Source organism: Mesoflavibacter profundi, from assembly GCF_014764305.1.
Classification (GTDB): domain Bacteria; phylum Bacteroidota; class Bacteroidia; order Flavobacteriales; family Flavobacteriaceae; genus Mesoflavibacter; species Mesoflavibacter profundi.
Genome location: NZ_CP061703.1, coordinates 447,501 through 472,196, shown reverse-complemented (window position 1 = coordinate 472,196; position 24,696 = coordinate 447,501). Strand labels below are relative to the sequence as shown.

Below are 24,696 nucleotides of genomic sequence, written 5' to 3'. Positions count from 1 at the left end.
AAAAAATAATTACACATGTAATTATTGATTGAAATAATTTGCGATGAGGGAAAAATGGAATAATGAATTATATTTAACTAATTAAGTTAAAATAGGTTTAAATTAGAATCGCTATTAATCAAACGTTGCAATATTGTTATTTTTTTGTTAAATAGCAATAAAAAATGTAAAAAAGTAAGAATGTACTTAGTTTCAAAATTTTTGGTACCTAATGGATATGTAGCAATAACGCTATTTCCTGTTATAATATTGAAAAATAAATATTTAAAAAAAGATGTAGTTTTATTAAATCATGAGAAAATTCATTTAAGACAACAAATAGAACTTTTGATAATAGGCTTTTACATTTGGTATGTTGTTGAATTTCTTATAAGAATACTTAAGTATAAAACTTGGAGTGAAGCTTATTTAAATATTTCTTTTGAAAGAGAAGCCTACCAAAACGAAAACAACCTTGATTATTTAAAATCAAGGTCGTTATTTACTTTTTTTAGGTATTTGTGATTATTTATTGTTTAATTTATTTTCCTCGTTTCTTTTTGTGTTTTTTTCTATAGACTTTATACTTTGAATAGGTCTTGGAGCTATAGGTAATCTAACATCTTCATGTTTAGAAAGTATGTTTCCTTCTGCATCGGTTCTATTTATTCTAGTTGCCACTAATTGATAACTAAAGTTAACATTACTATTACCGTTTTTAAGTTCTTTAACCATAAAACCTTCAGAGGTTTTATTAGTAACATAAACACCATTGCAGTCACCTTCTAATTGTATAAACACTTTTAATGGATGATTTTGATCAACTACAATATTTTTTGATAAAATAGGATCTATTTTGATATAGGCTTTACCATTTGTTAATTTAGAACTTCCAAAATCTTGAAATAATATTTCTGGAGATTCAACAGCAAACATAATGTGTTCTTTATCGTTATCTATTCCATTAATTATTGTAGAAACATTACCATTACCAATAATTTTATAATTTGTAGCTAACCATCTTGCTCCTACATATGCAAAATCACCCGTATTACCATTACCATTTGTATCTGGTAGTGTATTTGGTGTACTTGCATTTGTATCTTGTCCACCTGAAAAATAACCACCAAAATATACATTTGTCCCTAAATAATTATCACTTCTACCAGCTAATAAGGCTAAAGGAGAATCGGCATCATTAGTACCTAAATTATTATCCATATCATAAGTGAAATAACCTCCATATCTTTGAGATCCAACTGCTCCAGTAGACATACCGTAAATACCAATTTGACCGGTTCCGGAGGTACCGGTTGAAAATCCTGTTAAAACAGAATATGAAGTACCATTAGCTAAGCCAACTAAACCTGTACCTGTACTTCCAGCAGATTGACCTACTGTACCAACACCAGAAGTAGCATTAGAATTATAACCATATGCGCCCCAACCACCTTGATCATTATTAGTGGCGTATAAACCTGTGCCATTACTTCCTTGTGATCTACCATTTAATCCTGTTCCTCCATCTACAGCAGAATATCCAACCACAGCAGTTACACTAGCATCATCTGTATATGAGAAAAACTGAGCCCAAGTTTGATCTATTAGATTCACCCCAATTCTTTGGGTACTTCCAATTCTCATTGCTTCCGTATTGTTTGTATAAATAAATAAACCTTGAGCGTCTGTTGTACCTAAAAAATTTGTACCTGCAGTTGTACCGCTATTACCAGTTAATGACCAATCTAATCCACCAGGTGAACCTGCAAAAGCAACCCAACGTGAGCCATTCCAATAATACAATCCTGGTGCTACGTTGTTAGGCGCTGTTCCAGAAGTTGCAGTATTGTAAACTACAGTTCCAGCTGGAATTGCTCCTCCTTGAGGATTTATAGCAGTTTGGGTATTAATGTTGACTAAAGCAACATTTGGGAAAACAATTCCTTGTGTGGTAGAGGATACATCTAAAGCGCCTCTTGGTGTTGTAGTATCTACACCAACTTGTGCAATACTAACAGTAGAAAAGCAAATTCCTAAAATTAGAAATGTCTTTTTTACATTATTAAAAATATTCTTATCCATATCATAAAGTTTTAAAGAAAGTTAAATAATTTTCTGTAAAACACCTAATATGAGACTGTTAAGGAAAATATTTTTTGTAAAAAAAGGCCTACAATAAAAATATTGAAGGCCTATAAACTCTATTAATACGAATGATTGTTCTAGTTGAAAATATTTTAATTTTTTTGTAATTCTTTAAGTTGAGAAGCTCTTAAATTTTCTTTTTTAGGCGTTCTTTTACCTTTTCTTTTTGTTTCGATAATATTTTTCATATTATTTTCCTTAATCGGATTTAATGGAATTTCTTCAGCAAATTGAATATTTCCATTTTCAGACCAAATACCTTTTCCTCCATCAGTTTCGTCATTATGCATTAATTGATCTAAATTATTATCAAAATTATTTGACAACACTTCAGGAGAAACATTTTCAAAGTTTACTTTTTTCTCTGCTATTGAAATCCAATTAAATGAAACATTAGAGTTACCATTATTGTTTTCTTTTACTGTAAAACCATCTTTGTCAACAGAAGTTATATAAACACCATTGCTTTCTCCAATTGGTGTTACTGTTACTATTATAGGCTTTTTTTCATCAATGGTTTCTGAATATTTTCTGTCAAAATAAATTTTAGATTCTCCTTGTGATAATTTTCCAACACCTTTATTTTGGATATCAATACTCATTGAAGTTGTTGCATATGTTACATTTTTACTTCCATCATTTTTCTTGTCTAAAACGATAAAACTTTCATTAGTAATCGTTTTTCCCATGTTGTAATTAGCAAATCTATCTCCTTTACTTATTGTACCATATTCATAACCTTTAATCCAACCTCCAACAACACCTCCATATATACCCATTCCGATAGAAGTATCAATATTATTATTTGCTAGTCTACCTCCAGCACCGCCATTACCTCTAGTTGTACCAAATGAATATACACCATAATCATTTCCATTATTAGCCCAATAACCTATAGCTGCTCTTCCAACTCCAAAATCGTCACCAAAAAGACCGCCACTTCTTCTAGTAAAACCGCCTCTTCCTGCTACTCCAAATTTATAAGCACCTTGGCTGGTAGGTGTTATTGAACCATCACCTTTAACACCAGCTATAACGTTATTGAAATCTGTACCTGCTGTTGTATTAGCTATTATACCTCTTACACCTGCTCCAATTGGGTTTGTACCATTATATTCACCTTGAACACCAGCATAAAAAGTATTGCCGCCAGTAATGCTACCGTATACTCCAGCACCATCTTGATCTGTGTATCCATTTATTGCCCAAGGAAAAAGAGCGTTTCCTTCACTTACACCATTCATTAAATCTCCAGGTAATACAGTTTCTAACGCACCGATAAAAAATTCACCTAAAGACGAAACACGAGCAGCATGTAATCCAGAAGTTCTTATGTCAAAATTTGTAGCATCGTAGGTACCAATAAAATGTGTTCCTTGTGTAGCAGTAACACCTGTAACACCAGTAACTCCACCATCAATTCCTCCATTTCCAATAATAGACCAATCTAATCCACCTGGAGATCCTGCTAAAGAAACCCATCTAGTCCCATCCCAATAATACATACCAGGAGATACATTGTTAGGTATAGCACCTGCAGTGTTTGTGTTCCAAACAGTTGTACCAGGTGTTAAAGCTCCACCTTGTGGGTTTACAACTGGTGCAGCAACGTTTAAAGCTGTTAAAGCAACTTGAGGAGGAATAAATCCTTGATCTGAAGATGAAATATCTAAAGCGCCTCTTGGTGTAGTTGTACCAACACCAACTTGTGCAAAAATCTGAGTTGAAAAGCAAAAAAATAGGGCAACTAGAAACCCATTGAATCGAGTATTTTTTTTCATGTCAATTTGGGGGAATTTACATTTATTAATACACGAATATATATTTAAAATTTTTATTTTTTGGATGAACTGTGGTTAAAACCGTTAAAATACATAGGAATTTTCTACTTATTTTTGTAAGTAATTGATTATTAATAAAATATTAAAATCGTGTTAATTTCTTAAATTAGTCGAGTGAATATTCGATTTAGTGTTTTTCATCCTATTGAAGACCACTAAGTTAAATATTATATGTTACATTTGAGTTAAATTTATATCAAAATGAATTTTTTTAACAGTACGCAAATTTCTTACAATCAATCTATAAATTTATCATTTGCTAAAAATGTGATCTTAGACGTTAAAAGAGAAGATCAAATTCATCCTTATATTTCGGGGAATAAATTCAGAAAATTAAAGTATAATATTTTAGAAGCTAGGTCAAAACAAAGTCCTTCCTTATTAACTTTTGGAGGTGCATTTTCTAATCATATTGCTGCAGTAGCAGAAGCAGGTAAATTGAGTAATATTAATACTATTGGTGTAATTAGAGGAGAAGAGTTGTCACATAAAATTGAAACAAACCCAACACTTAAATATGCAAAATTATGTGGGATGAAGTTAATTTTTGTGTCTAGAGCAGATTACAAGTTAAAAAACACGCAGAATTTTATAAATAAATTAAAACTAAAATTTGGTGATTTTTATTTAATCCCAGAAGGAGGAACTAATAATTTAGCAATTAAAGGATGTGAAGAGATTTTACAACCTAATGATAAAGTGTACGATTTTGTATGTTGTTCTGTTGGAACAGGCGGTACGATATCAGGTATTATCAACTCTACTTGTGATCAACAAAAAGTTTTAGGTTTTTCGTCTTTAAAAGGTGACTTTTTAAATAAAGATATTAGTAAATTTGCCAATACAAAAAATTGGGAATTAATTACCGATTATCATTTTGGTGGTTACGGAAAAATAAATGATCAATTAATAACTTTTATTAATTCATTTAAATCTAATACAAACATCCAATTAGATCCGATATATACAGGAAAAATGTTTTACGGATTATTTGAAATGATTAAAAATGGTTATTTTAAACCCAATACAAAAATATTAGCTATTCATACCGGTGGATTACAAGGGATTTCTGGTATGAATCTAAAACTAAAACAGCAAAATAAACCGTTAATTACATTGGATCAATGAACAAAATATTCTCCTATTTTTTAATAGCTCTTATATTGGTAGCTTGTGGATCTTCAAAAAAAGTGACCACAAAAAAAAGAAAATCATCACCAAAAGTTATTGTAAAAACAACACCTAAAGTTGAAACACCAAAAGAAAAGGAAGTTGTTGTTGAAGTTATAAAACCTAATACGCCGGAAGTATACGCTAATAAAACTGAAGAATATATCGCAATTTACAGTGATATCGCTCAGGACGAAATGCGTAACTATGGTATACCTGCTAGTATCACTTTAGCACAAGGTATTTTAGAGTCTGCTTCTGGTCAAGGACGATTATCTGTAGAAGCTAATAATCACTTCGGAATTAAATGTCATGGATGGACAGGTGCTAAAATTTACCATGACGACGATGCTTCTCAAGAGTGTTTTAGAAAATATAAAAACTCTAAATATTCTTTTAGAGATCATTCTTTATTTTTAAAAGAAAGAAAGCGATATTCTGTATTATTCACATTAGAAAAAGACGATTATAAAAATTGGGCTATAGAGTTAAGAAAAGCTGGCTATGCAACAGATAGAAAATACCCTGATAAATTAATTAGTTTAATAGAACGTTACCAACTACACAGATTTGATGCTGAAGTTTTAGGTAAAGCAACAGCTAATAACGATAAACATATTGTTAATAAAGGAGATACATTATATTCTTTATCTAAAAAATATAACATTTCTGTCTCAGAACTAAAATCACTAAACGGACTAGAAACAAACGATCTTTTTGTAGGTCAAGTCCTTTATGTAAAACCAATACCTAAAGATTTTTAATTTAATGATTTATAAAAGAAGTAGCGCATTATTTGTAGAAGCAGAACAAGTAATTCCTGGTGGAGTAAACAGTCCTGTAAGAGCATTTAAAGCAGTTGGCGGAACGCCAATATTTGTAAAAGAAGCCAAAGGAGCATATTTGTATGATGAAGATGGAAATACATTAATAGATTACATCGCTTCATGGGGACCAATGATACTTGGGCATGCGCACGAACCTGTAATAAATGCAGTTATAGAAAAAGCTAAAAAAGGAACCTCTTTTGGAATGCCTACAGAAATTGAAACTAAAATTGCAGAGCTAGCAGTATCAATGGTGCCAAATATTGATAAAATTAGATTTGTAAATTCTGGTACAGAAGCATGTATGAGTGCTGTAAGATTAGCACGTGGCTACACAAAAAAAGAAAAAATAATCAAATTTGCTGGATGTTATCATGGTCATTCAGATTCGTTTTTAATACAAGCAGGTAGCGGAGCCGTTACTTTTGGTTCGCCAAATAGTCCTGGTGTAACTAAAGGAACAGCAAAAGACACATTGTTGGCAACATATAATGATTTGGATAACGTCAAAGCATTAATTGAAGCTAATAAAGATGAAATTGCTTGTATAATCCTAGAGCCAGTTGCAGGAAATATGGGTTGTATACCACCAAAACCTGGTTTTTTAGAAGGCTTAAGAATGTTGTGTGACACAAATAATATATTATTAGTGTTTGACGAGGTTATGACAGGTTTTAGATTAGCAAAAGGTGGTGCACAAGAACTATTAGGAATTGATGCCGACATTGTTTGCTTTGGGAAAGTAATTGGTGGCGGATTACCAGTTGGTGCATTTGCTGCAAGAAATGAAATTATGAATCATCTTGCGCCTTTAGGTCCAGTTTATCAAGCTGGTACATTAAGTGGTAATCCATTGGCTATGGCTGCAGGATTAGCAATGCTTAAAGAATTAAATAGCGACGATGTTTTTGAAAGTTTGAATAAGAAAACACAATATCTACACGAAGGTTTAGCAAGAGTATTAAAAGCTAATAATGTAAATCATACCATTAATAGATTAGGTTCTATGATTTCGGTACATTTTTGTGAAGAAGAAGTTGTAGATTTTGAAACTTCTGCAAAAGGAAATAACGACACGTTTAAAAAATTCTTTCATGGTATGTTAAATGAAGGTGTATATATCGCACCAAGTGCTTTTGAAAGTTGGTTTTTAAATGATGCTTTATCTTACGAAGATTTAGATAAAACAATCGAAGCTTGTGATAAAGTCTCTAAGACTTTATAATTTGAATAAAATAGAACAAAAAAATCCGATGAAAACTTCATCGGATTTTTTTATTAAGTTATAATAATACTTACTACTCGTCTTTTATTTGATCTGTAATTTCAAGATATTTTACAAACTGTTCTTCGTTTAATGTAGCTTCAAGACTAGTTAATAAACGCTTATTAATTTTAGATTGTAGCTCGTTATAATCTGTAGTTCCTACTCTAAAAGAGTTGTTTAAAGTGTTAGTTTTATCATAATATTCTCTAAATGCATCAAACATTGCATCTTGTGTAGTTTGATCTGCTTTAAGTAATCTAGAATATTCGATAGTTTTTTGTTTAGCAGTTTGGTTTACATCTTCACTAAACTTTTGTTGTGCAGTAGCTGTTTGGCTAGTTAATAAAAAACCAAAAGCAAAAAGACAAAGCGTAAATAATTTTTTCATTTGTAGTAATAGTTAATTAATTGTCTTGTAAAGTAACGTTTTTTAAAGAAAATTTACAAATAAAAAAGTACTGATTAGATAATCAGTACTTTTTTTCTTTTAATGGTGAATTATTTTTAAAAAATTAACGCATTTGATTAATCTTTCGACATTTCAGACTCCATCTTTTTTTCTTCCATGCGTTTTCCATGTCTCATTTTAGATTTTAATCTTCCTCTTTGATGAGCTCTTTTTTCTTGCATGGTTTCCCACTTTTTATATTGCTCTTCGTTTAAGATGCTTTTCATTTTTTTCTTATGAGCAATTTGTGCATCTAATTTTTTGTTTTCAAATTTTAATCTGTCTTCTTTTGTTGGAGTTTTTCCTTCTTCTTTTGCAGCTTTACGTTGCTCCATAAAAGCTTTTCTTTCTTTTGCTTGTTCTAAATTTAAAGCCATTATTTTAGATTGTTGTGCTTCGGTTAAATCTAAATGTAATGTCATTTTTTTAGTTTGAAGCTCTGCCATTTCTTGTGGCTCTAATTGCATCATTTTGTGCTCACGTCCTTTTCTAGAGTCTTTGTTTTGTTCCTGTGCATTTGCTTGAAATGCTATCAACGCCAATGCTATTACTAATAATTTTTTCATCTATTTTGTTTTAAGTTATTTACTGCTTTGACCTCTAAAAAGTGAAAAGGTTTAATGTGTTTTTGTTTTTGTGAATTAATTAACAGGTTTAGCTAGTTCTACTAAGTTTAAAGTGGTAGTATATAAATCTTGTTTTTCCATTTTGCTTTTTAGCCAAGCATAAAAACTCATTACAAAAATATCTTCGCGTTCTGGTTCTATCCATTTAAAAGATTGTTCTACTGTTTCTTTAAAATTTTTAGTAGAAACAGATTCAGGTTGTTTATAATATGTTTCTACTAATTTTAAAAAAGTTAATACTCTTTGCTGACTAATTTGTTTTAGGTATGTACTATAATTTCTTTTAAAACTTAAAATTCTAGACTCTACTAAATTTATATTTCCTAATTCTATATTTAATATAATGTCTAATAAGTTTTTTTTAATAATCCAATCTTTTCCTGCTTTGCTTTCGTAATAGGAATCAGTGTGATAAAATTTTGAGGTTATTTTTTTTGAAGCTTTTAAATTTTGATTTTGAATATAAAACATTGCTAAACTTAAATGTATGTCAAGTGAGCTTTCAATATCATCATGTTTTATTTTGGTGCTCTTTTCTAAAAGTATAATAGCATCGTCTTGTTGGTTGGCGAAGTTAAATATGAGGCTTTTTAATAAGTTGTGTTTTAAGATAAAAGTATTGTAATACTTCTTTTTATGGTCTGTTAATTGGTTTTTCATTTTTAGGAGAAATTGTGATGCAGCTTCAAGTTTTTTATTTCTAAATAAGGTGTTAGCTATCATATATAATACCTGAATGTGATAATAAGGTTGCTTAATTTTATTTTTATGATGTTTAATTTTATCGTATGTTTTTAATAGAAAACTTTCAATCTTATAATAATCATTAGTAACAAAAGCTGAAAGACTTACAATACTCATTATTTGATATAAGGCTTTAAAAGTAACAGCGTTTTCTAAAGTAATATCATGATCTTTTAAGGTTTTATCTATGAGTTTTTCGAAATCAAAAATTTCGCCGTTATATGCATAAGCATTAAGTTGTTGTCTGATTTTTGCATAAACCATGTTTAATTGTCCCTCTAGATAAGTGTTTTTTTGATTAGTTTTAAATGCAGAAATTAGACTATCTAAATCGACTTTTGAATAAGTGTAGGAATATTGAATTTTGGTATGATATATTTCATTTAATATTGAAAACAATGCATGGTCTTCTGCAATAATTGTTGCCTTATCTAGTAAATGGTATGCTGTTTTATATTGTTTTTTAGACAAGCAAGCTCTAGCTACAATTAATAATTTAATTAATTGCATGTCTATTGAATTTTCTTCATCTAAATTTTTATTAGCTATAAAATCTATAACCGATTGATACAAGCGTTTTCTTAATGCATGATATGCAGCCTTATTTTGCTTTTTGTATAATGTGTTGCAAATTATTTTAGAGTCGTCAGTTTGTTGTAAAAGCTTAAATAGCTCAATGTTTTTTGTGTCTTTTCTTTTGTTCTTTTTTGAAAGGTAATTAATGAATTGTTGCTGCTCTTCCTTAGAAAAAGAAAAAACCAATTGATTTAAATCTGTCATTTAATCGTCAGTAAAAAATATTCTTATTTAATAAATATAATAATTATTGGGTATAATTATTAAAATATATCGTCAGTAATTAAATCAATTTGTGTTTTGTAACCCTTTATTGCGCCTCATCTTTGCTTTGTAATCAACAAAACAGAATATTATGAGATCAATAATTAAAACCTTCATTTTATTAAGCCTTTTAAGTACAGTAATATTTAATGCAAAGTCTATAAGACTTAAAATTTCTGAAAGTTATGATAATGTTGTAACGGCATTGATAGGATATAACGCTACAGATATTACTTGTTTAGGATATTAGCATGAAATCTAAACAACTAAATACTGCTTTTTTAGTCACCATTGGTGTTTCTGTTTTAGTATTTATATATCTGGTGTTTTTAGGGTATGACGAGATTAAAACGTTAAAGGATATTATAAAAATTATAGCCTCAATACTTTTTCCGTTGCCACTCTTATTCTTTACCAGATTTATTTTAATAGAACATTTTTTACCAAAAAACACTAATGAATATAAGTTGAAAAATCAAAAACCTGCTACTTTATTATTACTGTTTACAGTTATTGTGTTTATATGTTTTATGCAGTTAATAGAGTATCTAACTGGTCAAAAACTAGAAGACCATTTAATTTTTGCTCATCTTATAAATAGTACAACCATTAGTAGTTATGTCTTAAATTATTTATTGTATAACAATTTAAAAGTAAATGGAATTTTAAGTGGAATACTGTTATCCTTAGCGATACACGTATTTTTCTTATCGGTTTAATCAAATTATAGAAACAATTTTAAAAATCATCAAAAACAAATATTATGGATTTATTATCAAAAATTTCAAAACCGTCGGATAATACAACTAAAAGAGAAACATTATTTACGTATCAATCTATTATTGTAACTGGCTTATTAGCGTTTACAGCTATTGCATTTTTCACTTATAATGGGTTGCAGATAGAAAAAGGCATAAAGGTTATTTTTGCTCCTTTTTTATCGGTGGTACCATTGTTATTTATTTTGTCTATTTTAAGAGATATAAGAAATGGATTTAAAGAAGGAAACTACTCCAAACAAGAAATAATAAAGTTTGGTTTATTAACTATAACTATTACTGCAAGTTTTACAGGGATTACTTATTTTCTATCAAAAATTGATGCTTTAGAAATCTTATTAGCAGCAATAATGGCTATTTTAAGCGCTGTGTTTTTTTTAAAAAGTAAAATAAAAGACATCTTAGGAATGTCTATCATCACAGGAATTGCAGAAGGTATTATTGTATATATGATCTTTTTGTTTTGATGATTGGTAAGCGTTTGCTAACCTAATTAAACCTCGTAGCTTTTGTTGCGAGGTTTTTATTTAATATCTATTATTAATCTTATCGTCTACCCAACTAATAATTTTTTTTATTTCCCTGTCCTCAGGGAAAAGCTCAAGACCTTTATTTAATATATCTAATGCTTTTTTATTTAAATCATTTCTGTAGTAATATTTTCCTGCTTTGACATAGATATAAGTTACGTTGTCTTGGGGAATTAACAAGTCGTCATTTTTAACAAGTTTAGCAATTAGTTGATGAAAACTATCTAATTGTTTTTCAGCAAAATCTATTTTGTTGTTACTTAGATTTTCTTCTATACCTTTAGAGAAAAGAAATGCTTTATAAGTGTCTATTTTTTTGTCACCTTTTATGAAAGTATACTTTTTTTCATAGTTATCTATTAAATCAAAATTATCTTCTGAATATGGTAAAAGTCTTAATTTTTGATAAAGAGCAAGTCTTACACTTTCTTTAGAGAATTTATTTTTAGGATTAATTTTTAAAAGTGAATCTGATATTCTAAGTACTTCATCAGCGTTTTCATTAAGTCCATTCTTTCTTGTTAAATATTCATATAAGAAAGTTTTATTGTTGTTGTTAAGTTGCTTGTTTTTGAAATTAGATAAAATAGGTATTGTTTTTTCAATAAATGTTAAGTCATTATCATCATGATCTGTAATTTTATAAAGATAATGTTTGATGTCTATATCGTTAAAATCTTTGTCATATTCTAACATAGAAAAAGCTTCAGCAACTTTTTTTACATTTTCTAATGTATTTAATTCTGTTTTATCTAGATTTAGTATTACCAAACTTTTATTTAAAAACTTTGACAAAGCATAAGGATAAAAAGTTAATGACTTTTGAATGTTTATTTGTGCTTTTTTAAAGTCTTCATTCATGTAATATGTTAATCCTTTATTGTAGTATTGCATTCCTACTAAGGCTGATTTATCTAAAGACTCTTTACCATAAAAATAATTCATGTATGTTTTTCCAATACCTGTATTATCTACTTCTTGCTGGGTAACTAATTTTAGTTTTATTAGTTCTTCAACGACTTCTTCTACATCAGAATCTTTCGGTATGCTAAATCCATAGCTTCCTGGAGCAGTTGTCTCTAGTATTATTTTATGTTTTTTGGGGTAAGCAATTAAAAAGACATGACCAGGGTTTTCTTTAATTATATACGGAATTTTTAATTTATCAAAAACATAAACGTATATAGCTGTAGCCGTAACACAGTTGTAAGTTCCGTCTTCAAAGATTTGAGGAAAATAAGCAATTTCTTCATATTTAATGAATAAAGATTTATGAATAATGTCGTAGATTTTTTTTATTCTTTTAATCTCTTTCCTGTCACTATTCTCTTCTGGAGGCAGATTATTAATTAATGTATTAAGTGTTTCTTTGTATTTTTCAACAGATTGTTTTGTTGTATTAGAATCTATAACACTTAAAGAGGCTAAAAAATCATAATTTATAGAATCTTTCTTATACTCATTAATAATTTCAGCTTCATATGAGGTTGAATTTTGACTAATCACTAAATTAAAATTTAGAATAAGTAAAAAGAGTAAAAGAATTTTTTTCATAATTTTTTAGTATATCTATAATCACACCATCTCAACAAACAAACCTTCGTCTGTTTTGTTCACTTTCGCAACGCCTAATTTGGTTAAGCCTTTTATGGTTTTGTCCCATTTTTTATTACTTAATCCAGATTGAGATTTAAGCGCGTTAAGATCTATTGGGTTGTTTGCCTTTAAGATTGCAAAAACTGCTTTTTCTTCATCCGACATTGGTACTGCTTTTTTCTCAGGTTTCATTTGAGGAAAAAACAATACTTCTTGTATAGATTGGTTATTGGTTAAAAACATAATTAATCTGTCCATACCAATTCCCATACCCGATGTTGGTGGCATACCATATTCTAAAGCACGTAAAAAGTCGTAGTCTATAAACTCGGTAGCTTCATCGTCTCCTTTTTCTGCTAATTTTAATTGGTGTTCAAAACGTTCTTTTTGATCAATAGGATCGTTAAGCTCTGAATAGGCATTTGCGATTTCTTTACCGCAAACCATAAGTTCAAAACGTTCTGTTAATTCAGGATTATCACGGTGTTCTTTACACAACGGACTCATTTCCTTTGGGTAATCTGTGATAAATGTTGGTTGGATGTAATTGCCTTCACATTTTTCTCCAAAAATTTCGTCAATTAACTTTCCTTTACCCATGGTATCATCAACTTCAATACCCATGTCTTTTGCAGCTTGTCTAATTTCAGCTTCTGTTTTACCAGTAATATCAAAACCAGTAAAATGTTTTATAGAGTCTGCCATAGTCACTCTTGCGTATGGTGCTTTAAAGTCTATTTCGTGTTTGCCAAATGTTGCTTTTGTTGTTCCGTTTACAGCTGTTGCACAATGTTCTAATAATTGCTCGCAAAAATCCATCATCCAGTTGTAGTCTTTGTAAGCTACGTAAATTTCCATAGCGGTAAATTCTGGATTGTGTGTACGATCCATACCTTCGTTACGGAAGTTTTTAGAAAACTCATAAACACCTTCAAAACCACCAACAATTAATCGTTTTAAATATAACTCGTTAGCAATTCTCATATATAAAGGAATGTCTAAACTGTTGTGATGTGTTATAAATGGTCGTGCAGCAGCTCCACCTGGAATTGGTTGTAAGATTGGAGTTTCAACTTCAAAATAACCAGAGTTATTAAAAAATTGACGCATAGCGTTAAACAATTTAGTACGTTTTACAAATACGTCTTTAACTTTTGGGTTAACTACTAAATCTGCATAACGTTGGCGGTAACGTAATTCTGGATCGTCAAATTTATCATGAATATTACCTTCGGCATCTACTTTTGGTAATGGTAAAGGTTTTAATGCTTTACTTAATAAGGTAAAGTTTTTTACTAACACTGTTTTTTCACCAACTTTAGTGGTGAAAAGCTCGCCTTCTATACCAATAAAATCACCTATGTCAAGTAATTTTTTGTAAACAGTGTTGTATTTTGTTTTGTCTTCGCTAGTACAAATTTCGTCTCTATTAAAATATACTTGAATACGACCTTCGCTATCTTGTAGCTCGGCAAAACTGGCATTTCCTTGAATACGACGACTCATTAAACGACCAGCAATTGTCACCTGTTTACCTTCTTTAAATTCAGATTTAATGTGTTTAGAATTTTCGGTTACAGGATATAAATCTGCAGGATAAGGATTAATTCCAAGTGCTTTTAATTTGCCTAGTTTTTCTCTTCGTACAAGTTCTTGCTCAGATAATTGTGACATATGTATATGTATATAAATTTAGCTGGCAAAGATAATATATAATAGGAGCAAATAAAACTATTTTTTAAGTGTTTGGTTAGTATAGATTTGAAGTGATTTTTAAATAATGTAACATTATTAGAATAATCACGTCTTATAGTTAATCATCAATCAATTTTTTAAATTATGTCACTTTGGCGCGTATTATTATGCATTTTTTTTCCGCCTTTAGCAGTTTTAGATAAAGGATGCGGATCTATTTTAATTGTTTTTATTTTATGGTGTTTAGGTTGGATACCAGGTACAATTGCAGCCTTAATTATTGTAAACAATCCTAATAGATAAATTGTATCTTTGCATTTAAACTTATAAAGTATATATACATTGAACAAGTCTATTATATTAGAAGACCTTGGATTTAAAGATTATAAAGACACTTGGGATTATCAAGAGGTTTTATTTAAAGGAATTTTAGATACTAAAATTAAGAATAGAAGAGAAGCAGCTGGGTTAGAAACACCAAATTATTTTCTTTTTGTAGAACATCCGCATGTATATACATTAGGAAAAAGCGGAGATATGTCTAATTTACTTTTAGATGAAAAACAGCTAGAAGAAAAAGGAGCTACGTTTTATAAAATAAATAGAGGCGGAGATATTACCTATCATGGACCAGGACAAATTGTAGGTTACCCAATATTAGATTTAGATAATTTTTTTACAGATATACATAAATACTTACGCTTTCTAGAAGAAGTTATTATTTTAACTTTAAAAGAATACGGTTTAGAAGCTACACGTAGTGAAGGCGAAACTGGTGTTTGGCTAGATGTTGGTACACCGTTTGCTCGTAAAATTTGCGCAATGGGCGTACGTGCAAGTAGATGGGTAACAATGCATGGTTTTGCACTTAATGTAAATGCTAATTTGGGCTACTTTGATAATATTATTCCTTGTGGTATTAGAGGAAAAGCAGTTACCTCTTTAAATGTTGAATTAGGTGTAAAAGAAGTTAATGAAGCTGAAGTAAAAGAAAAATTACTTAATCATTTTGAAACTTTGTTTGAAGCTGAGTTTATAAAAGAAACAGTATAAATAAAAAGCGATTTGAATTTTCAAATCGCTTTTTTGTTATCCTTCTGCATTAAAGTAAACTTTATAATAATGCATTTTTTTGTCTTCATCATAACCGCGTTCTAGATGTTCGCTTGCTGCGTCTGGTGCATCGATATCTAATTTTATTTGAATGTGTGTATCTAGTTTAATTTCGGTTTTAATTTTCTTTTTTTCTTTATTTAGAACTTTTTCTGAAACATCAAATTGATTTCTGATAATTACGTTTTGTTCGGCTTCAAAATCTTTTTTATAGCTTTCAAATAAATCTATGTGTTTGTCTTCTTCAAAGATTTCTTCTTTAAAACGCTCTACATTTATAATTTCATTTTCTTTAAAAAAGTCTATGGTTTTGGCTAAAAAGTCATTTCTTTCTTTAGATCCGTAACTGGTTTTTATAACTTCTGTAGAGAACTCTTTACATAATTCTAAATAGTTTTGGGTATGACTATTATAATCGTCTGCATATTTTATGTTTAAAAACTTATCGGTCCAATATGCAGCATCGTAATTATTGTTGTCTACAGTTAGTACAACTTTACCTTCGGCATCACCTGTGTTTAAAATTAAACAACCTTTGTCTACTTTTTTGGCGTTAATTCCTTTTTGTACTAAAACGTCGTAACTGTTATTTTCTAAATAGGTTTGGAAGAAACTGGTTTTATTTTCAATTTTAAAAATACCTACAGCATCTATAACCATTTCGTTATATTCTATACCATCTATATAGGCAACAATTACATCTCCAGTTTTTATTTGCGCACTTGTAGATTGCTCGTATAAATGTTTTACTATGTTTACAGATGTGTCTACAAATGCTGTATCGTCGCTAAATATTTGTTTGGTATACGCGTTAATTTCGTTTAATTCGATATTAGCATGATGATTAAATCTATGACTTTGCACTAAACTGGTAAATGGTCTAAGTAAAAAGGGTAACATTAGATTGTAACTGTCTTCATCAAACTGAAGTTCGTTTTCAGAAAATGCATTTTTTGTATCATTATGTTTATTACCAACTTTGTGGATTATACATTTAAGTATGCTGGCTTTGTTACGGTTTATCATTAGTGCTATTAATTAATTTTATAAACTAATATGTTGTTTTTGTCTCCTTTGGTTACAAATTCTAGTTTGTTGTCCTTGTCTATTTGATCTAAATCTATTGCAGATGTACCGTATACCGGAAAGTTTTTTAGTAATTCTGCATTGCTATCGTATAAAAGTACTTTTTGGTTTTGCGTATCTGTTATAGAAATGTAGATTTTATTATTGATGTAAAATAGGTTGGCATTTGTGTAGTTAGCCAAATCTAGTTCTAATGTTTTGTCCTTTATATTTAAAAGATTATCCGATTGAGTAACCATAGTTTGAGTAGTACTTACAATGCTGTGGTTAGGTTTTAAATTTGTGTTTAGTATTTGTACACTTCCATTAGTAGAAATTAATACTAGTTTACCATCTTTAGTCGTAGTAGTAAATCCATTTTTATATTCAAAAACAGGTTGATTAGAGAAAGTCAAACTAGTTTTAGGCGTTACTCTTGTTTTACCACGTCGTGACACAATGTGTAATTTGTTTTCGGTTTTAATTACTATGTAGTCTTTAGTGCCAATTCTAATATGTTTAGGTGTAGTTAGTATTGGAGATTTAGTTTTATTAAAGTCAAAACCTTTTACGGGTTTACCTTTAATATCATAAACTAAAACTGAATTGTTTTGCGTAACAAATAATCTATATTTTTTTCTTTTATCATAATCAAACACTGCTAACGGTTGTGTGATTTCATCTTTAAATTTTAAAGGAAAATTATCAACATCTTTACCGTTTCTATCTAAAATGTATACATGGTTTTTTGTAGCAAAAGCTAATTGTAATCTGCCATTTTTATACATGTCTATTTGATTAACGCGACCTAAGATTGCTTCATCTATTTGTTTTGTCCATATAATTTTACCGTTGTTAGAGATTAAGTACAATTTATTATTAATGTCTTGGGCTATAATTTCTTTTTGTTTGCTTTGATGGTTTGTAACAAATTGCGGATTGTTTAAAATTTCGTTTTCTAATGAAATATTAAAGACTTCTGAAATTGTCTGATCACGATAATTCTGTTTTGCTTTATTTATTACAGCGTTAACATGAGCAAAATCACGATCGTAAATAAATTGTAATACTGAAGTTTTGTAATCTTTAAAGTTGAAATCTTTAGCGCTATTTAAATTTTGCTGAAAAGTATGAGAAAGACTTTCTGGAGTTAGTGCCTGTAATATCGAAGCGTCTGTGCTAACTTTTGATACAACATTTTTATAATATTCTCTACTACTAAATGTGGTTTGGTTTTGGTAATTAGCTATGACGTTTTCTAAAGCTTCAGTAGAATTACCAAATACCACAAATTGATCTAATATACAGTAGTTATTTGCTGTAACATTTATAATAAAAGGCGATAAACTGTCATTAAATATATTAGGATTATTGTAATTGTAAATAGTTACGTTGCGGTAGTCTTCTGCAATATTTTGTTGGTTTAGTAGCGCTTCTTTAGTAGCTATAATATCTTCGCTATTAATTATAAAAAGATTACTATCGTTAAAGTACACTTCGCCAAATTCAATACTATGTTTTAATAAAGGATTAACCAAAGTATCTTTTGTGTGATTAAAAGTATTTAGATTTTTATTAAACGTAAGGTAGTTTTTATACGTAATACTTAAAAAACCATTACTGTTTGATGGTGCAATATTGGCTATTGCATTACTTTGTGCATTTGTGTTTTTAAATACATTAATTAAACTTTTAGTGCTATCGGTACCTTTTGTAATACCGTTTAATATTATTTGATCTTGAGACACATCTGCATCTAAAGATATATAATTAGTAAACGAATTTAGGGTTAGCTTTTGATTGAAAAATGGTGTTTTAATTGTAGAGTTTTCATTTATAATAACAGAAAATGCTGCCGATTTATCTTGAATTGCTATACTGTTTTGAAAGTGTTTTGCTTTACTTTTTGATGTAGCTAGATTATATAGTAGTGTTTTGTTGTTACTACCAATAATAATACTATCTATTTTAGTAGTATAAAGTATAGACTTGTCTAAAGATAATTGTGTGAAATCAATTTTATTAAAACTAATGTTTTTTATGTTTACACTATCCGTTTTAATTAGCGAGTCAGTATATTTTGTGCTAAAACTAAATGTAAAAGTACTATCATTCTCTATACCTATATATATAGGATGTTTGGTTTTAATATTTTTTAAAACGTTAAGCGTCTTATATTGATTGTAAGTATTGGTGTTTTTAAACGAATTTAAAAAGCTATTATTAGATAGATTAGAAGTAAAGCCTTCTATATTATTAACGCTAAAAACAATAGAAGCGCTTTCTGAAATAAAATCTGTAGACTTATTTTTTTTAGAATCGTTATTGCAAGCTATAAATAAAATGCTACAAAGCAGTAGTTGCCAAAGATGTTTCATAAAATGGAATAGGATATTTGTACAAATATAGAAACTTACAAATCTAATTTCAATTGTTCAGGTAATAGTCTAAAAGATTTACGATGGTATTTTGTTATACCATATTTAATAATTGCTTCTCTGTGTTGTTTGGTTGGATAACCTTTATTTTGTTTCCAGTTGTACATTGGATATTCTTCATGAATTTTATTCATATATTCATCTCTATAAGTTTTTGCAAGAACAGATGCTGCTGCAATACTTAAAAATTTACCATCACCTTTTATTATAGTTTCATGAGGAATGGTTTTAAAAGGTTTAAACTTATTACCATCTACAATAATAAACTCTGGAATTTTTGCTAACGCTTCAATAGAGTTATGCATTGCCAAAATCGAAGCATTTAAAATATTAATCTCGTCTATTTTTTCTGGATAAATATGTGAAAATCCAAAACACAAAGCTTCATTTTCTATAATAGGTCTTAAAAGGTCTCTTTTTTTTTCGCTTATTTGTTTAGAGTCGTTTAGAATGTTGTTTTTAAAATCGTCATTTAAAATTACAGCAGCTGCAGTTACAGGTCCAGCAAGACAACCACGACCAGCTTCATCAGTGCCACATTCTAATAAATTTCCAGAAAAATTTAATTTCAGCATTTAATAAAATAAAAGTTTAATCGTTTTAATAAAAGATGTACCATTAATATATAGAGTAAATAACCATAAAGTTTTCCTATTTTTGGCATTACTAAATTATAAAGGACTAAAATAGTCAGCAATTAATGAAAAAAATAATTTTCACCTTAATAATAGTGCTAATTTCAAGTTTTGCATTTGGACAAAGAAAATTAGGAGGTAAAGGTACAGTAAAAACCAAAAAAGAAGATGAAGCTTTGATGGACTCTTTAAATTTTGGAAATTCTAATAAAAATGGTAAAAAAGTAAAGTTTGAAGATACAGAGATAATAGATTACTTAATTATTTCTTCGGCAAGAGATACAACCTATGTAGATACAACATTGTCAATTAAAAAGGAATACAAATTTAATTATTTACGTAAAGATGAGTTTGGTTTAATGCCTTTTGCTAACGTTGGTCAAACCTATAATAGTCTTACGTATAGTTTTAATGAAGAAAATTTAGTTCCAGAATTTGGTGCAACTGCAAAGCATTTTAATTATTTAAATGCAGACGATGTTAATTATTATCATGTGCCAACACCTTTAACAGAGATATATTATAAGACAGCTTTTACCCAAGGTCAGCAATTAGATGCTTTATTCACAGTAAACACGTCAAAACAATTTAATGTGTCAATAGCCTATAAAGGAATGCGATCTTTAGGATTTTACCAAAACACCTTGTCAAGCACAGGTAATTTAAGAATAACTTCAAGTTATAAAACTAAAGATAATAGGTATATAGTTAATATGCATTTTACATCTCAAGATGTATTGAACGAAGAGAATGGTGGATTAGCAGATGATAATATTGTCTTTTTTGAAACTGGAGACGAAGATTTTACAGATCGAGGTGTATTTGAAGTTAATTTTGAAAATGCTGAAGGATTATTTCTTGGTAAACGTTTTTATTTGAATCACACTTATGACCTTGTCAAAGGAAACGATTCAATTCAGAATAATAAAATTCAATTGGGGCATATTTTAAAATTAGAAGATAAAATATACACCTTCGAACAGACTAGACGAAATGATTTTTTTGGAGACGCCTTTAGAACGTCAAATTTAAAAGATAGAACTGAGTACGAAAACCTATATAATCAAGTAAAAGTAGACTACCATAATAATATAATAGGAAAACTACAATTAAATGCTAGTCATCAAAATTATAATTACGGGTATGATCAAGTGTTGTTTTTAGATTCTGGTTACATTCCTAATAGATTAAAAGGAGATATAGTGTCCTTAGGCGCTAAATATGCTAAGTCTTATAAAGGGTTTAATTTACAAGGAAATGCATCTATTAATATATTAGGAGATTTTGATTCCAATTCTATAACAGCAACAGCAGGGTATAAGTTAAATGAAGATCTAAACATTAATGCAGGTATAAGTCATCATAGTGTAGCACCAAATTTTAATACAATACTATATCAAAGTGATTATGTAAATTATAATTGGAGAAACAATTTTAATAATATTAAGACGCAAACGCTATCGGCTAAAATTAATTCTAATAAATATTTAAACCTACAAGCAGATCTCAGTACAATTACAGATTATGTTTATTTTTCCAAAGATGAAAACGAAGGAGTCAAACCTTTTCAAAATAATCAAACAATAACCTATCTTAAGGTAAAACTCCAAAAAGAAATAAAGTATAGAAACTTTGGTTTAGATAACACTGTCCTTTATCAACAGGTGTCAAATTCAAACAATACATTAAATGTTCCGCAAATAGTTACCAGAAATACATTATACTATTCAAATCATTTATTTAAAAAAGCAATGTATCTACAAACAGGAGTTATATTTAATTATTTCACTAAATATAATATGAACGCTTATGATCCATTGTTGTCAGAGTTCTATGTTCAAAATGAAAATCAGTTTGGAGGATTTCCAAGATTCGATTTTTTTATAAATGCGAAAATAAGACAGACAAGAATCTTTTTTAAAGCAGAACATTTTAATTCAGAATTTACAGGTTACAATTATTATTCAGCGCCAAACCAACCATACAGAGATTTTTCTATAAGATTCGGATTAGTTTGGAATTTCTTTATGTAGTATTATAAACCCTATGACAAACCATTAAAAGATCTATTAACTATGATAAATAATGTTAAGAAATAATAAAGAGGATATAGGTTTGAAAAAAAACAGAAATAAATTTAAGGTCTAAGTAGTTGTTAGTAAAGGGTTTTGGTTGTTGCTTAAAAAAAAGTCGAAAAAAAGATTAAAAAAAGTGTTGTAGAATTAAAAAAGGGTTTTATATTTGCAGCCCGAAACAATTACATGTTTAGCGAAAGCGGCGGTAGTTTAACGGAAAGTTCTAGAGGAAATATTGAAGTGCAAAACGAGTTAAAAATTATTTTTTAAAAAAAATTAAAAAATAATTTGCGAGATAAAAAAACTTGACATATATTTGCACCCGCTTAGGAGATAAACGCCTTAAGAAATAAAAAACAAAGTTCATAAACATATTGAATTGACAGCGTAAGTTTTAGTTGGAAACGGCTAAAGCAACAAAGAAGAATAAATCATTTGAAGTCAAGATTAAACAGTTAATAATATTTAAAATTTAACGATGAAGAGTTTGATCCTGGCTCAGGATGAACGCTAGCGGCAGGCTTAACACATGCAAGTCGAGGGGTAACAGAAAAAAGCTTGCTTTTTTGCTGACGACCGGCGAACGGGTGCGTAACGCGTATGCAATCTACCTTTTGCTAAGGGATAGCCCAGAGAAATTTGGATTAATACCTTATAGTATACTTACTTGGCATCGAGAAAGTATTAAAGATTACGGCAAAAGATGAGCATGCGTTCTATTAGCTAGTTGGTGTGGTAACGGCATACCAAGGCAACGATAGATAGGGGTCCTGAGAGGGAGATCCCCCACACTGGTACTGAGACACGGACCAGACTCCTACGGGAGGCAGCAGTGAGGAATATTGGACAATGGAGGCAACTCTGATCCAGCCATGCCGCGTGCAGGAAGACTGCCCTATGGGTTGTAAACTGCTTTTATACAGGAAGAAACATCTCTACGTGTAGAGGCTTGACGGTACTGTAAGAATAAGGATCGGCTAACTCCGTGCCAGCAGCCGCGGTAATACGGAGGATCCAAGCGTTATCCGGAATCATTGGGTTTAAAGGGTCCGTAGGTGGATAATTAAGTCAGAGGTGAAATCCTGCAGCTTAACTGTAGAATTGCCTTTGATACTGGTTGTCTTGAGTTGTTATGAAGTAGTTAGAATATGTAGTGTAGCGGTGAAATGCATAGATATTACATAGAATACCAATTGCGAAGGCAGATTACTAATAATATACTGACACTGATGGACGAAAGCGTGGGGAGCGAACAGGATTAGATACCCTGGTAGTCCACGCCGTAAACGATGGTCACTAGCTGTTCGGTTTTCGGATTGAGTGGCTAAGCGAAAGTGATAAGTGACCCACCTGGGGAGTACGTTCGCAAGAATGAAACTCAAAGGAATTGACGGGGGCCCGCACAAGCGGTGGAGCATGTGGTTTAATTCGATGATACGCGAGGAACCTTACCAGGGCTTAAATGTGGTTTGACAGCTTTAGAGATAGAGTTTTCTTCGGACAAATCACAAGGTGCTGCATGGTTGTCGTCAGCTCGTGCCGTGAGGTGTCAGGTTAAGTCCTATAACGAGCGCAACCCCTGTTGTTAGTTGCCAGCGAGTAATGTCGGGAACTCTAGCAAGACTGCCGGTGCAAACCGTGAGGAAGGTGGGGATGACGTCAAATCATCACGGCCCTTACGTCCTGGGCTACACACGTGCTACAATGGTAGGGACAGAGAGCAGCCATTTCGCGAGAAAGAGCGAATCTATAAACCCTATCACAGTTCGGATCGGAGTCTGCAACTCGACTCCGTGAAGCTGGAATCGCTAGTAATCGCATATCAGCCATGATGCGGTGAATACGTTCCCGGGCCTTGTACACACCGCCCGTCAAGCCATGGAAGCTGGGAGTGCCTGAAGTCCGTCACCGAAAGGAGCGGCCTAGGGTAAAATCGGTAACTAGGGCTAAGTCGTAACAAGGTAGCCGTACCGGAAGGTGCGGCTGGAACACCTCCTTTCTAGAGAACTGTTCTTGTTTTAATTGATTTATTCTTAAGCTGTTAATTTGTATCTATTATAGTAGAGTCTCATAGCTCAGCTGGTTAGAGCGCTACACTGATAATGTAGAGGTCGGCAGTTCGAGTCTGCCTGAGACTACTAATAGGAAATTCTAGAAGTTGAGTAGTAGTTAAGTTTTAACTACTGACTACTGTATACTAACTACTAGTGTATGGGGAATTAGCTCAGCTGGCTAGAGCGCCTGCCTTGCACGCAGGAGGTCATCGGTTCGACTCCGATATTCTCCACAATCAATTAGGTTTGATAAAGTTCATTGACATATTGAAAAAAATAATTTTAATAAATATTTATTTATTAATGTAACGAGTAAACTCATTAAAGAACAAAAAGTACAATAAGCTAAATAAGAGCGTATGGGGAATGCCTAGGCTCTCAGAGGCGATGAAGGACGTGATAAGCTGCGATAAGTTACGGGTATTGGCACATACAAATTGATCCGTAAATTTCCGAATGGGGCAACCTAATACATTGAAGATGTATTATCCGAAAGGAAGCTAACCCGGAGAACTGAAACATCTAAGTACCCGGAGGAAAAGAAAACAAAAGTGATTCCGTTAGTAGTGGCGAGCGAACGCGGATTAGCCCAAACCAGTATTGTTGCGGCAATATTGGGGTTGTAGGACCACAATATTCAAATTAAACCTAATTAGAATACTTTGGAAAAAGTAACCATAGATGGTGATAGTCCAGTATAGGTAAAGTTTAATAAGATAGTGGTATCCTGAGTAGCGCGGGGCACGTGTAACCCTGTGTGAATCTGTCGGGACCATCCGATAAGGCTAAATACTCCTGAGAGACCGATAGTGAACTAGTACCGTGAGGG

20 protein-coding genes, 2 tRNA genes and 2 rRNA genes (1 of these 24 cut by a window edge) are annotated in these 24,696 nt (G+C 30.6%); 14 read left to right on the top strand and 10 right to left on the bottom strand.

Annotation, left to right across the window (positions count from 1 at the left end):
- The first annotated feature begins 180 nt into the window (after positions 1-180).
- Positions 181-504 (top strand): hypothetical protein, encoded by a 324-nt coding sequence (locus tag IFB02_RS02195; protein WP_106686685.1) that lies wholly within the window; start codon positions 181-183, stop codon positions 502-504.
- On the opposite strand, the gene IFB02_RS02190 is transcribed toward IFB02_RS02195, so the two are convergent.
- Complete coding sequence (locus IFB02_RS02190) at positions 505-2,061, bottom strand: hypothetical protein (protein ID WP_191072980.1); 1,557 nt, start codon at positions 2,059-2,061, stop codon at positions 505-507. It lies immediately after the preceding gene.
- Positions 2,062-2,216: 155 nt separating this feature from the next.
- Positions 2,217-3,905: a hypothetical protein gene (locus IFB02_RS02185; RefSeq protein WP_106686687.1), complete on the bottom strand. Its 1,689-nt coding sequence runs from the start codon at positions 3,903-3,905 to the stop codon at positions 2,217-2,219.
- Positions 3,906-4,166: 261 nt separating this feature from the next.
- Between IFB02_RS02185 and IFB02_RS02180 the strand changes: the two genes are divergently transcribed.
- Genes IFB02_RS02180 through hemL form a run of 3 tightly spaced genes read left to right on the top strand, consistent with a single transcriptional unit; the run spans position 4,167 to position 7,187 of the window.
- Positions 4,167-5,093 carry a 1-aminocyclopropane-1-carboxylate deaminase/D-cysteine desulfhydrase gene (locus tag IFB02_RS02180; protein ID WP_106686688.1) on the top strand — a complete coding sequence of 309 codons (927 nt, stop codon included), beginning with the start codon at positions 4,167-4,169 and terminating at the stop codon, positions 5,091-5,093.
- The gene (locus tag IFB02_RS02175; protein ID WP_106686689.1) at positions 5,090-5,899 is read left to right on the top strand and encodes a glucosaminidase domain-containing protein; all 810 of its coding nucleotides are present in this window, start codon (positions 5,090-5,092) and stop codon (positions 5,897-5,899) included. The genes IFB02_RS02180 and IFB02_RS02175 overlap by 4 nt, the downstream gene beginning before the upstream one ends.
- Before the next feature lie 4 nt (positions 5,900-5,903).
- The gene (gene hemL / locus IFB02_RS02170; RefSeq protein ID WP_106686690.1) at positions 5,904-7,187 is read left to right on the top strand and encodes a glutamate-1-semialdehyde 2,1-aminomutase; all 1,284 of its coding nucleotides are present in this window, start codon (positions 5,904-5,906) and stop codon (positions 7,185-7,187) included.
- A 73-nt stretch (positions 7,188-7,260) separates the two neighbouring features.
- On the opposite strand, the gene IFB02_RS02165 is transcribed toward hemL, so the two are convergent.
- The 3 genes from IFB02_RS02165 to IFB02_RS02155 all read right to left on the bottom strand — a co-directional run bounded on the left by IFB02_RS02165 (position 7,261) and on the right by IFB02_RS02155 (position 9,827).
- A complete protein-coding gene (locus IFB02_RS02165) occupies positions 7,261-7,617 on the bottom strand; it encodes a hypothetical protein (protein ID WP_106686691.1) in 357 nt (118 codons plus the stop codon).
- A gap of 137 nt (positions 7,618-7,754) precedes the next feature.
- Positions 7,755-8,243 carry a hypothetical protein gene (locus tag IFB02_RS02160; RefSeq protein WP_191072979.1) on the bottom strand — a complete coding sequence of 163 codons (489 nt, stop codon included), beginning with the start codon at positions 8,241-8,243 and terminating at the stop codon, positions 7,755-7,757.
- A gap of 75 nt (positions 8,244-8,318) precedes the next feature.
- A complete protein-coding gene (locus tag IFB02_RS02155) occupies positions 8,319-9,827 on the bottom strand; it encodes a hypothetical protein (RefSeq protein WP_106686692.1) in 1,509 nt (502 codons plus the stop codon).
- A gap of 151 nt (positions 9,828-9,978) precedes the next feature.
- Between IFB02_RS02155 and IFB02_RS02150 the strand changes: the two genes are divergently transcribed.
- The 3 genes from IFB02_RS02150 to IFB02_RS02140 are packed head-to-tail and all read left to right on the top strand — an operon-like array spanning position 9,979 to position 11,133.
- On the top strand, positions 9,979-10,137 hold the full coding sequence (locus tag IFB02_RS02150) for a hypothetical protein (RefSeq protein WP_158256250.1): 159 nt from the start codon (positions 9,979-9,981) through the stop codon (positions 10,135-10,137).
- A 1-nt stretch (position 10,138) separates the two neighbouring features.
- Positions 10,139-10,606 carry a hypothetical protein gene (locus IFB02_RS02145; protein WP_106686693.1) on the top strand — a complete coding sequence of 156 codons (468 nt, stop codon included), beginning with the start codon at positions 10,139-10,141 and terminating at the stop codon, positions 10,604-10,606.
- A gap of 44 nt (positions 10,607-10,650) precedes the next feature.
- A complete protein-coding gene (locus tag IFB02_RS02140; protein WP_106686694.1) occupies positions 10,651-11,133 on the top strand; it encodes a hypothetical protein in 483 nt (160 codons plus the stop codon).
- Between the two features lie 60 nt (positions 11,134-11,193).
- Here the strand turns inward: IFB02_RS02140 and IFB02_RS02135 are convergent, their stop codons facing one another.
- On the bottom strand, positions 11,194-12,750 hold the full coding sequence (locus tag IFB02_RS02135) for a hypothetical protein (RefSeq protein ID WP_106686695.1): 1,557 nt from the start codon (positions 12,748-12,750) through the stop codon (positions 11,194-11,196).
- Between the two features lie 21 nt (positions 12,751-12,771).
- Complete coding sequence (gene lysS, locus IFB02_RS02130) at positions 12,772-14,466, bottom strand: lysine--tRNA ligase (RefSeq protein ID WP_106686696.1); 1,695 nt, start codon at positions 14,464-14,466, stop codon at positions 12,772-12,774.
- 165 nt (positions 14,467-14,631) lie between these two features.
- Here lysS and IFB02_RS02125 point away from each other — a divergent pair, with 165 nt between their 5' ends.
- Both IFB02_RS02125 and lipB read left to right on the top strand, forming a co-directional pair.
- Positions 14,632-14,790, top strand: a complete 159-nt coding sequence (locus IFB02_RS02125; RefSeq protein ID WP_106686697.1) for a YqaE/Pmp3 family membrane protein — start codon at positions 14,632-14,634, stop codon at positions 14,788-14,790.
- A 39-nt stretch (positions 14,791-14,829) separates the two neighbouring features.
- Positions 14,830-15,540 (top strand): lipoyl(octanoyl) transferase LipB, encoded by a 711-nt coding sequence (lipB, locus tag IFB02_RS02120; RefSeq protein WP_106686698.1) that lies wholly within the window; start codon positions 14,830-14,832, stop codon positions 15,538-15,540.
- Positions 15,541-15,576: 36 nt separating this feature from the next.
- Here the strand turns inward: lipB and IFB02_RS02115 are convergent, their stop codons facing one another.
- From IFB02_RS02115 to IFB02_RS02105, 3 genes are read right to left on the bottom strand one after another with little or no spacing between them, the layout of a single operon-like run.
- Positions 15,577-16,626, bottom strand: a complete 1,050-nt coding sequence (locus tag IFB02_RS02115) for a nucleoid-associated protein (RefSeq protein ID WP_106686699.1) — start codon at positions 16,624-16,626, stop codon at positions 15,577-15,579.
- 8 nt (positions 16,627-16,634) lie between these two features.
- Complete coding sequence (locus IFB02_RS02110; protein ID WP_106686700.1) at positions 16,635-19,043, bottom strand: DUF3352 domain-containing protein; 2,409 nt, start codon at positions 19,041-19,043, stop codon at positions 16,635-16,637.
- A gap of 35 nt (positions 19,044-19,078) precedes the next feature.
- On the bottom strand, positions 19,079-19,678 hold the full coding sequence (locus IFB02_RS02105; protein WP_106686701.1) for a ribonuclease HII: 600 nt from the start codon (positions 19,676-19,678) through the stop codon (positions 19,079-19,081).
- 125 nt (positions 19,679-19,803) lie between these two features.
- Between IFB02_RS02105 and IFB02_RS02100 the strand changes: the two genes are divergently transcribed.
- The 5 genes from IFB02_RS02100 to IFB02_RS02080 all read left to right on the top strand — a co-directional run.
- Positions 19,804-21,771, top strand: coding sequence for a putative porin (locus IFB02_RS02100; protein ID WP_106686702.1), 1,968 nt, complete (start codon positions 19,804-19,806; stop codon positions 21,769-21,771).
- Between the two features lie 517 nt (positions 21,772-22,288).
- Positions 22,289-23,812 (top strand): 16S ribosomal RNA (locus tag IFB02_RS02095).
- Positions 23,813-23,877: 65 nt separating this feature from the next.
- A tRNA-Ile gene (locus IFB02_RS02090) sits at positions 23,878-23,951 on the top strand.
- A gap of 75 nt (positions 23,952-24,026) precedes the next feature.
- A tRNA-Ala gene (locus IFB02_RS02085) sits at positions 24,027-24,100 on the top strand.
- A 105-nt stretch (positions 24,101-24,205) separates the two neighbouring features.
- Positions 24,206-24,696, top strand: a 23S ribosomal RNA gene (locus IFB02_RS02080); it runs 2,327 nt beyond the window's last position.
- The 16S and 23S rRNA genes sit together here with 2 tRNA genes alongside, the layout of an rRNA operon.